This window comes from Gardnerella vaginalis, assembly GCF_001546485.1.
GTDB lineage: Bacteria > Actinomycetota > Actinomycetes > Actinomycetales > Bifidobacteriaceae > Bifidobacterium > Bifidobacterium vaginale_D.
On record NZ_KQ956852.1, the window covers coordinates 36,575 to 47,930 of the forward strand.

General features: G+C 43.0%; 6 protein-coding genes and 1 tRNA gene. All 7 read left to right on the forward strand.

All coding sequences use genetic code 11. The annotated features are described in order from the left end of the window. Positions 1 to 325: 325 nt before the first annotated feature. The 7 genes from HMPREF3208_RS02980 to HMPREF3208_RS03005 all read left to right on the forward strand — a co-directional run bounded on the left by HMPREF3208_RS02980 (position 326) and on the right by HMPREF3208_RS03005 (position 11,234). Positions 326 to 398 (forward strand) — tRNA-Arg (locus HMPREF3208_RS02980). 533 nt (positions 399 to 931) lie between these two features. Next, positions 932 to 1,453 (forward strand): Abi family protein, encoded by a 522-nt coding sequence (locus HMPREF3208_RS06885; protein ID WP_230953066.1) that lies wholly within the window; start codon positions 932 to 934, stop codon positions 1,451 to 1,453. A gap of 1,253 nt (positions 1,454 to 2,706) precedes the next feature. Beyond that, positions 2,707 to 6,774, forward strand: coding sequence for a Rib/alpha-like domain-containing protein (locus HMPREF3208_RS02990; RefSeq protein ID WP_230953068.1), 4,068 nt, complete (start codon positions 2,707 to 2,709; stop codon positions 6,772 to 6,774). Then, positions 6,768 to 6,935, forward strand: coding sequence for a hypothetical protein (locus HMPREF3208_RS06670; RefSeq protein WP_155639960.1), 168 nt, complete (start codon positions 6,768 to 6,770; stop codon positions 6,933 to 6,935). Before HMPREF3208_RS02990 ends, HMPREF3208_RS06670 begins: the two co-directional genes overlap by 7 nt. Before the next feature lie 124 nt (positions 6,936 to 7,059). Further along, entirely contained in the window at positions 7,060 to 8,763 is a 1,704-nt protein-coding gene (locus tag HMPREF3208_RS02995) for a SpaH/EbpB family LPXTG-anchored major pilin (protein ID WP_064347166.1), read from the forward strand. Positions 8,764 to 9,011: 248 nt separating this feature from the next. After that, a complete protein-coding gene (locus tag HMPREF3208_RS03000) occupies positions 9,012 to 9,515 on the forward strand; it encodes a hypothetical protein (RefSeq protein WP_064347168.1) in 504 nt (167 codons plus the stop codon). Positions 9,516 to 10,139: 624 nt separating this feature from the next. After that, positions 10,140 to 11,234, forward strand: coding sequence for a class C sortase (locus tag HMPREF3208_RS03005; protein WP_064347170.1), 1,095 nt, complete (start codon positions 10,140 to 10,142; stop codon positions 11,232 to 11,234). Positions 11,235 to 11,356 lie beyond the last annotated feature (122 nt).

The window sequence follows — 11,356 nt, forward strand, 5'->3', positions numbered from 1 at the left end:
GTGCTTTCAACGCAAGCGAGGTCTGCCTTCGTTTCGATTGACGAAGGCAGGGCAGGCTGGTGTGGTTGTTTATTGGAAATTTAGTTGTGTTTTGTGTGCGCTGACGACCTGCTTTCGCGCTGCGATTTAGCGCGCGAAAGCAATTCGGAGCGGAAACTCGTTCAAGTTGGAAGTCCAGTGGACTTCCAACGCGAGTTTCGTAAGCGAGCGCTTATAGCGCGAGTGTTATCTCGCGTTTGGAGGGTTTGGTGTGGTTTATTGCTCCAAACGTGCGCAGCTTTTCTTGCAGTGCATCCTCACTAGCGTGTATACTTTCTCGAGTTGCGGGCTTGTAGCTCAGTGGATAGAGCGTCTGCCTCCGGAGCAGAAGGTCGTGGGTTCGAACCCCATTAAGCCCACTTTTGATTTTCTACTTATCGTCGCTTTGGTCTCGCCTGCCTATTCCCTGCTTTTCCCGTAGCGTTGTAGAATATTTGCATATGCGCTGGTGCATTTAAAGAGTCATCGAATGCTATTGGGGTAGTATTCGCAAAATAAACGATATTTATCCATAGTTTGGAAAAGGGGAAGACGTAGTAATGGATAAGCAATGCGATTCGGATATAAAGAAAGCACGTGTAATTAATAAATTACCTGTAAAGCTTTCGTCAATAAATCAGATAGAACATCTTAAAAAGCAAGGTATAACTTTTAACAAACAATCTGAAGATTCTGCAATTTCCTACCTTTCAACCTTCTCATACTATTTTGAGACTTGTTCATATAAAAAATTGTTTAGCAAGAGAGTTGGTGGATCTAGGGATGGCCAGTATATTGACTTGGATTTTGATCAATTATGCAAAATAGAGCAGCTTAATAGGATGTTTCAAATACTTTTGCTTCTAATAACTTTAGCTATAGAGAGCATGAGGCAAAAGTTAAGTTAATGAAAATGTTTACTGAAAATCCTAAAGAAGATGGATACTCCATTGTTGAAGATTACATGTCTAGTCTTTATAACGATGACCGCAAAATACTAATTGCTGAATTAGAACGACTTAAAGATGGGAAATATAGCAGAGAATCGGCGGCAAAGTATACAGGTGGAATGCCAATTTGGGTATTTGTTGAAGGTATTACATTTGGAACATTGTTAAGATTTTATCGTTTTTGCGCAAAAAGATGGGGTAGTAGAGAGATGCAGAAGGAGCATCACTTATTGTGCAGGGTAAAATCCGTACGTAATGCTTGTGCTCATTCTAATTCAATATTGGATGGAATTACTGGAAAAAGTTTTGACAACGTGCTTTTGCTTGAAGAAGTAAGTAAAGCTATTGAAGCTGTAGGGTTCAATAAGCGCGCGAGGCGATCGAATATGTGTAATGCGAAGATGAAAGAAATAGTGATAACTGCATATATGTATAAGAAATTTCTGTATAGGAATTATCAATGTGATGAATGCGTGAATGATTAAAAAAGCATTATTAGATACATTGCAGGGGGATTTATAAAAAAGGCATCTGAGTACACAAAAGAGTATGATAAAGCGAGTAAATTTAACTCATTGCTTGCTTTTATTTGTACTGTTATTGACAGTTGGATATGTGAAAGATAGAATTGAAAATGCTTGAAAACCTTAGGGTTTTGGGGGGCGGAAGTGCGAGAGCGCATCTGCCCCGATTTTTTTGCTCCAAACGTGTGCGACGACCTGCTTTCGCGCTGCGATTTAGCGCGCGAAAGCAATTCGGAGCGCCGAGCTTGCTCAGGGTTGAAAGCACAGTGTGCTTTCAACGCAAGCGAGGTCTGCCTTCGTCAATAAAGACGAAGGCAGGGCAGGTTCGTGTGGTAGTTCATTGGGAATTCGGTTGTGTTTTGTGTGCGCTGTGCTGCACAGTATATATAGCAGCACAACATATAGTGACGAATTGCACACAGTATATATAGAGACGAAGCATATAGCAGCACAAATATAGTGATAAATCTCACACAGCATGCAGCAGTGAATCACTACCACAGTGTACAGCGACGAATCGCGCACGGCATATAGTGGTGCGATGTATGCGTTATAACAACATGTAGTACTTTAGGTTGGGGAATTGTGCAGTTTTAGACACGCCGAAGATGCGATTTCTATATTTTTTCGCTGAAAATTATTCAGCAAAAATGCGTTTTAAAAGAGATTTTTTAGCGATATTCGCGAATTATAGAAATTTTTTTACGTCCACGATTATGATAGGTGTTTTGCTTGAAATCCTTCGTGGGGGGGGGTATAAATGCTAAAGGTTTGAAGATTTCGCTGGTTTACTGATGAACGCACGTAAGCGTTTTTTGGTAGAGCGTATGAGCTTTCTTCGTGCACTTGGAAGATGACAGTGTATTGCGAAAGTTTATGATTTAAACCTACAGCACTCGAGTTACTTGAACAGTTCAGGTATCTCAAGTAGCTGAAGCTAGTTGAGGCTTTAAAAAACTTAAGGCGGTTTAACGTTTGCAGCGACTTGAGTCTGCTGTACATTGAGCGCTTCATCTTTGAGAATGCTCAAGTTGGTTTTGCGTAATCCGTTAAGAGTTTAAGGTTTCAACAAGATTGTGATTGAGCAGAACGTGATTGAGCAGAACGTAACACTCAGAACGTAACTGAGCAGAACGTAATGCTCAGAACGTAACGAGCTTGGATTTGGATTAGCTGTGGCTTTTGTGGCTGCAAAGAATGAGGAAGGCGGGAAAATGTTACCAGCAAAGTTCCGTGGATTCGCATCACGCGTGTGTCGTCTTGCGTCGCGCGCTTTGGCTTGGCATAAGACCAGCGAGTGCGATGGAGCGCTCAACGCTACCGCCAGCGCTAACTCTAACTCTGATGCTTCTGCTTATCGCAGCGTCCGCACTTCCGGTACCCTGCTTCGCGCACTCTTCGCAATGCTCATAGCCGCCGCCACACTTTTCGCAATGCTTATCGTTCCAGCTAAGCCTGCAAACGCAGCTCAGGTTATGTGGTCGTATGGCGGTTATGGATATTTTACTGCTAATGGTAATGGTATTGGTAATGCTGTTGAAAATATGCATATTACGCCAAGTATTACTAAGGACTCTAATGGTACTCATGTGCAGTATGAAATATATTTTAACTATGCTTTTCTTGAGCATCTAGATAACCAGCCTAGGCAGCGTATGCCAGCGCGAGTCACTTTTTATGTAGATCTTCCTAAACAGCTTATTACGGACACTATTAGAGTGAAAAGAGATAGGCGAAATGTTTACGAGAAAAAGTGGAATGAATGGTCAACCCAGAATGATAAAAACATCCCAGAAACGATGAAAACTTGGGATAAGTATTGGGGTGCTACTAGAACAATTTCTCGTTGGCATTATACATATGGCAATACAGATTTCAATGATCAATGGGAAGACACTGTTGGTAATGGCCATTTTGGCTGTGGATATAATCAGGATACTGATCCTACAGCGCGTGATTTTACGAAGAATTACAGTTTATGCGAAATAAAGAAGTGGCATGATAATGGCGACTTTGGTATAATGCTGCGTTCATATGAGAGTGCTAATTCTACGACTTGCTACCGTTGGGTTATTACTGCAGATGTGCCAGATGGTACTGATATTCGTTACATGCCTATTATTGCTGGATACCAATCTACTAATGCTCAATCTCATGAGCGTCATTATGCAACTTATGGTCCTTATGATCATGATGGTGATGGCATACCAGACAACGTTGAGTGGGATAATAGTACCGATCCAACTAAGCCTGGTGGATTGCATTTTGAGGAGTCGGAGGATTCGCAGCCTCGTCAAGCTTCTTCTGTAAGAGCTTATACTGATGATGGTCACTGGCAGGAGAATGGTGATGATTACTACAATAATAAGGGTAGTTTTGTTCCTGATTATGGCAGTGACGGTAAAAGAGGTAAGCTGTACAATAATATTCCTAAGAATCTTATTTATTCCATTGATGGTAACGCTTATTTTGATAACAATAAGAGTTCCAATGCTCAAGTTACTTTTGATGATCCTAATAATCAGAAACCAGAGCCTTTACAACAAGGTCATGCGTGGATTGATAAGTCCACAGGCAAAGTGTATTTTAACCCAGCAGACTCGCATAAAAATCATATAGTCTATATACCGATTAAAGTAACATACCCTAATCCAAATAAGTACAACTGTAATCATAATCAGCCTTTTTCAGAGACGGTTGTCGCTAAATTCCGTGTTTGGCCTATGTCTCATTTTTATAAGCCTGTGTATCCAGATTATGATAAAAAACAGGTACAAGCTGGAAACTCAATTACGTCAGTTCCAAAAAACGAGGGGATCACTAAAGGTGATTTTCCTAAAGGCACTAGGTTTGAGCTTGGTACAAATAATAATTATTCTAGTCCAGTGCTTTCTTGGTCAAAAATAACGAATGCTAGTACTGGTGAAGTAACTTTTACTCCAAGTAAACCTCAAGATCCTAAGAATTATGATACTCCTGTAATTGCTTACTATCCTGATGGTTCAAGCACTAAGGATAATGGTCAGGTTTATGCTCACGTTAAAGTAACGCCACTTACTATAGGCAATAACGACTTAGGTTTTTCTATTGCCGAGGGTACAGGTATGCACGATTGGGGTAGTAAGTATGACGACCGTATTACTTATGGTTCGTATCATACGGATCATTACACAAATCTTGATAAAGATAAGCGGATAGATAGTAGTAGGCTTCTTATACCTGACGCATGGTCTGCTAACAACAAGTCTCCGATTACATTCCGTGCTATTTGCCACGAAAAAAATAAGGATAATTATACGCTTCTTAAATGGGATGAAGAGAAAAACAAGTCCGTTGGTGATGTTAACGGATTAAAGTTTACTGCTTTCCATCAATGGAAGATTGCTACGGAAGAGGAAGAAAACAAGTGCAGGAATGATAAAAACTGTAATCTTGATGATTTTAAGTACTCGCATTTAACTAAAGACGAGTATAACACGAATATTATGGCTCGTTCTCGCGCGATTATTACTGGAAAGCCTGAGAAAAGTGGCGAATACGAGTGTCGCGTGTTTGCTTTTAACAGTGCTGATAGGCTGAATGGTTTCGATAATTTGATTAGCAATGACACTGGTGGAAGTGTTATTTATAAGAAAATGGTATTCGCCAATTACGGTAATGATGGTGATATTAAGAAGTCAAAGGGTAAAGATTGGAATGATAGCAGTCTCCATTTTAGCATCAAGCTCAAAGACAACCAAAAGTACAACCCGACCTACACCGAGATTCCAACGATTGAGGCGGGTAGCACTTATGACAAGAATCTTAAGAAAGGCAATAAGGCTGATATAAGCTCTGACGCTCCGCAAAGCAAGAAGAAGGTTACCGAGGGTAGCACCGAGGTTAATGCCAACGGCGTTCCAAAAGAGGATTTGGCGAACGTTAAGGAAGGCGCTTTGCCTCCTGGCACTTGGTACGAGATTAAGCGCTTTGTTAAGGCTGGCGATATTAAAAACTCGAAAGCAAGCAGTTTGCCTTGGGCTAACTTTGAAGACGGCGAAGATAACAAAGCTGACGGTAAGCAGGAAGCAAAAGATAGTAACGCCACTGGCAAAGGCTCCGTCACCTTCCGCCCAGATAAGTGGCAGTCTGCTGGCGAGTATTGGTCTGAGGTTAGGGTTCACTACCCGGACGGCTCTGTTTCGGACGACGATGATTCAATTAACAAGAATCACCCTATCTATGCAAAGGTGAAGGTTACTAGACCAGCTATTGACAGCGGCGATTTGCATCTTAACGTTTACAAGCAGTATGAAAATGGCAAGTTTACTGGGTATGTAGACGACGTGAATGGCATTACTGTTATGAAAGGCGTTGGCTTGCTGAAGGATATGGGCATTGACTCGTGGTCCACAGCAAAGCCTGAAGGCATTACGCTTAGAGCTTTGTGTAGAGATGACAGTGATGAAGCTAAAAAGAATACAACTCATATCTGGAGTGAGAATCTCGATAATCTGTTCTTCAAGCTTAATTGGCAGAAGTCTTGGGATCATGCGGACTTCCAGCAGCAGGAAACTTGCCGTAAGAGTGGCAAGAAAGGTGATGGCTGCAATCCTGAAGGTAAGTATCTTTTGTTCGATAGCACTGGCGGAACGATGGAGCGTGCGCGTGGAACTATCACCAGCGACAAAGCTCCTACGAAGTCTGGCAAATACTATTGCGTTGTGCTTGCGATGAAGCTTACGGATTTGGGTAAGTATAAGAATGCTATTAAGAACAGCAAGATTAGCGTTACTAATAATAACTTTGCTGAGGCTATGGGCTTTACCGATACTGAGGGCATTGACTACGCTGCAAAGTTCTTCCCAGTAACTGTGGTCGACAAATTCACTCTGCCAAAGACCGGCGGCGAGGGGATGAGTATGGCGCTGCTGGTGGTGGCAATGATCGGCATGTGCGTTATGTGCGGCGCGTTCTTCGTTGATCAGACGAAGTGGGGTCACGCGATGCTCGCTGGCGCGGCTGCTGGCATGATGGGTGGTTTGCGCGGAATTGCTCGCGGAATGACCGCCAACATCACGCAAGCTCGCACTACGCAAGCCAACATCACGCAAAACAGCAACCGTAACCGTAACAGTAAGATTTCCGAAATTTGGCGCGGTTTAGTCAAAAAAGTCAAGGATATTAGACGATTTGACGATTATTCTGCGTCCGCAAAAGATTTTGTCCGCAAAGTCACCGGATGGTTGCGTGCCGTATTGAGGCGCGTCGGAAGGTGGGCTGCCGAAAGGTGGCGATGCTGATGAAAATTTTCTGCAGCTTAAAAACTGCAGTATTAACGTTCCATGTGCTGGCAGTGGCGTTACGCAGTAACGACAAATTACTGGAGCATGGTTCGGATTTAATCTTGCTGCGCGCGGCGCAAATCGTAGCCGCCGACAGAGTTCATGCGGCTTTGCGATGACTCCGCCGACCGTGCGCAACACAATAACAATAAAGGGTTATTCCCCAAACAAAGGGTTATTCCCCAAACAAAACGTATTTTCCTCAAACCTGCCCGAAAGGGCACTGATATAAAGGAGAAGAAAGTGAATAAATTCACTAAACAATGCGTGGCGGCATTCGCCTCGCTCGCAATGGCTGGCACGCTGTGCGTCGCCGGCGCCGTGGTTGCAAATAACGTGGCATTTGCTACGAGTCCAACTCAAGAAGCTGCTAAGCCAGCACCTTGGTCTACTGAAGGTCAGAAGCTGAAGGGTTCCATTACCATCAAGAAGTATGAGGATAAGGGTCCAAACAATACATCCACTCCTCTTGCTGGCGCTAAGTTCAAGGTACAAAGAGTTACGAAGCTTTCTACTTCTGATACCACAAGCACAGACCTCACAGATTACAAGAATTGGGAAGCTCTTGCTACTAAGGTGAAATCTCTTAACGATAAGCCTGATGTTGAAGGCATGCAATTCGATGATAAGAATACGCAAGAAGGTGAAACAGGTTCTGATGGTTCGAAGAAATTCGATGGACTTGCTATCGGCCTTTACAAGGTAGAAGAAACACAGCCAGCGCCTGGTCACTCTAACGACGTTACACCGTTCTACATGACGATTCCAGAAATCACTCATGAAGCAAATAAGCCAGTTACCTATGACTACAATGTAACTGCAAGACCAAAGAACCAGAGCCTTGCAAATAGGATTACGAAGACTCTTGTTCGCACCGAGGGTAATGGTACAGAGTTTGTTGGTAATGGTGATACCATGACCTACAAGATTTCTGCAGATGTGCTTTCTACTTCTGCTACTGATCGTGCAAAATGGACGAAATCTGATTTGCAGGGATACACCGTATTCGATCAGGCTCCTGCAGGTGCGTTCAAGAAGTATGATCAAACCGTTGTTCAGTCTGCAAACGTGGTTTATAAAGAAAACTCTACAGATAAATCTGTACCTTTGAAAGATAAATCTACTAATAATATCTCTGTTACTACCGAAGAAATCAAAAAAGGTGGTACTGGTTCAGATGCAAATGATGTCGTAGCAACACGTATTAAAGTTGCTTTCAATGAAACTGGATTAGCATCCATCGCAAAAGCAGCTGCAGCTGATTCTAAGGCGAAGGTAGAAATTGAATTTGCATTCACTATTGCTGATGCTTCGAAGAGTACTGCCACCAGCTTCACCAACAAGTCTGGTTTTATTCCTGGCAAGAGCGATACTTCGCCAGAACCAAAACCTGAAGTTCCAACCGATGGGGGTTCACAAGTTGAATCTCATTACGGCTTCTTGCAGGTGAACAAGTACGACGGTACTTTTGCAAAAGATAGTAACGACGCTAAGTCCAAGCTCGCTGACGCTAAGTTCAAGCTTTTCGCTAAGAAGTCCGATGCTGACGCGTGTGCAATGGATACCAAAGCAACTGCATGCAATAAAGCTTCAAAGGTTGGCGAATTCACTACTATTGCAGGTGGTAAGTTCAAGACTCCTGCAAAGGTTGTTATCGATGATTCAACGCATCAATTCTATATTGTTGAGACTGAAGCTCCAGCTAACTATGAGCGTGATCATCAGGCTCATGCAGTAACTGTTGCTGCAAGTTCAACATTAGCAGCCCCTACAGTTGTTGACATTGCTAACGTGCCAACCAAGGATAATGGTTCTTGGTTCAAGCTTCCAAAGACTGGTGCTGCTGGCGTTGTGATCTTCGCATTGGCTGGCGTGTGCTTGGTGTGCTTCGGCATCTTCGTCTTCATGCGTAACCGCAAGAAGGAAGAAGAGCAGCAGGCTGCATGATTCTTCGCAATTCTTAGGAATTGCAATTCGCTAGGCGATTGAGTTTTTCAGTGCGTGTGTTGTTGCGCTGCGGAACTTTAATCGCCTGGCTTATAACTAAAAACTCAGTAGGCTGCGCTGTGTTCGCGCTTTGCGCGAGTATCCCTCTTTCTTCCGCGCAGCGCAGTCTGCTGTCTTATTCTTTCTTTTTTCAGTTCAGAAAAAACTTTAATCAATAACAATTAACCCTTTATAGAGAAGAAGTTGCTATGTCAAACGAAGATCCAGATGAAGATAAAGTTTCTTGGTGGAAAGGAATATGTTCCATAAGAACAAGAATCGATTATTATCGTATACATACGGTAAAAGTAATGCTCCACAACAAACGAGATGTAGCAGAGAGAAAATTAAAAGCAGAACTTAGAAAAGTAAGATTTAGCTACAATGTTTGGAATGGCTTTGCTTCAGGATATATAGTATCCCTCTTTGCTGCATTTATTACGTTGTTAGTTGGTAAGGTTCTTCCTGAAAATATTAAGAACTATATTGGATTATGGGCGCTTGCCATAATTTTTATAATTATTTTAGTGGTTCAAGCAATTTTCTTGCGTACAGCAAATACTTCATATGAAAAAATGAAGCTTGTTGAAGAAACACTTAAGAATTTAGACGATAGTAAAGAGTTTGATGAAATAACTATTGGAGAACATTCTAACCCAAAGAGAATAAGCATATTTAATTCTATTAGTCATTCAATAAGATTTAATCGCTAAGGTACGCGGCGAAAGTCTTATCGCACGATTGCATACTTTAACTGTAGGAATAACTTTAACTGTATGAATATTAGTGTGGTAGAGATTTGAGATTTTTTACGCTAAATGCAGACGTTGCTTTTGTAGCTTTGCAGTAGCGCTTCTGCAAACGTTGATTCTGTAGCTTTGCAGTAGCGCTTTGCTAACGCTGAGTACTTGTTGATTCATGGAACTTTAACATTCATGCTCTGCAGATGCTGAGTATTTGTTGATGAGTGAACACTAACATCCGAGCTGCTGCGCACGCCAAGCCAAACCCACTCAACCACGCACCCACCCGAAGCTTAGTTATGCGACTTGAGTTGCACTAAGCAAACCACGCACTTACGCAACAAACTTAACAAGTCTATGAGTTTTGTGTTAGAGATTAGCGAAGTAGAGGTCAAGAAAATTTCGAGCAGAGTGCTAAAAGAGGAGCGCAGCGACGGAACGCACGATGCTGAAATTTCCTTGACCTCACAACACTAAAAACCAAACACATTAGCCAAAACTCATAGACGATAATCAAGAATATCTAAAGAAAAAATAAACTAAATAAAATAACCTAACCAATCTAAGCCAAATTATCCCACGAAACGAGGAAGCATGAAATTAAACAGCGCCGTTACGAAAGTATATGCTTTTCTCAACAAAATCTCCCAAAACAAGCTTTTCAAAAACCAAACCAACGCAACCTCATCAACCGCAACCCAAACTAACTTAACCGAATCACCCGCAACTGAAACCCACGCAACCGAAGCAAAATCCGCCGTAAGCAATCACAAATCTCAGCAAAAATCTAAGCTCCGCCGCATCATTGAGCCTATTGCATTTGTGCTCGCCGGTTTGTTGTGCTTTGCGTATCCGGTGTGTTCTACGCTTTGGAATAATCGCGTTTCTAAGGAAATTTCTGCAGCTTACGATAAGTATAATCACGATCAAGCTGGTGATGTGCGTCGTGCTCATTTGCGTGCTGCTCGGCGTTACAATGCGCGTCATAAGGCGATTATTACCGCGGATCCTTATAACGGCACTACTGATTACATGAAAACGCCGGAATATAAGGAGTACGTGAAGCAACTGGATGAGCCTATGGGCATTATGGGCATCGTAAAAATCCCGAAGATTGGCGTGAAGCTACCGATTTACCACGGTAGTTCGCAGGAGGTTTTGGCGCGCGGCGCCGGCCATTTGTATGGTACGGATTTGCCTGTGGGTGGTAAGAATCGTCATACGGTTATTACAGCGCATACTGGGCTTGCTGACGCGACTATGTTTGATGATTTGGTGGATTTGAAGAAGGGTGATTTCTTCTACTTTGATGTGCAAGGTGAGACTTTGCGCTATAAGGTATTCCGTATTAGCGTAGTGGAACCGCATGATATTAGTTTGCTGCAGCGCGAGAAGGGGCGTGATTTGGCGACGCTGCTTACGTGTACCCCGTATGGCGTGAACTCACATAGGTTGCTGGTGACTGGTTATCGCGTGCTGCCGGATCCGGTGAAGGCGCCGGAAGATCGTGTGCAGTGGCCTCTGTGGATGACGCTGTTCGTGCTCGCTATGATTCTAACGATTACTGTTTTGACGACGATGATTATGGCAGCTGTGCGTAAGAAGCGTGGGGAGCTTGATGTGCGCGGCAAGCATCTGCTGGCGGTGTCGCGTAGTGTGCTGCGAAAATTGCGCGAACGATCTGCCTGAGCGCAGCATTGCGCGCGTTTGGAGCGCAAAAGTAGTGTCAACGCTCCAAACGTGAGAAGCTTTCCCCGTGTTTGGAGTGCTGCACAACCCCAAACCCTCCAAATGCGAGATGATTCTCTCGC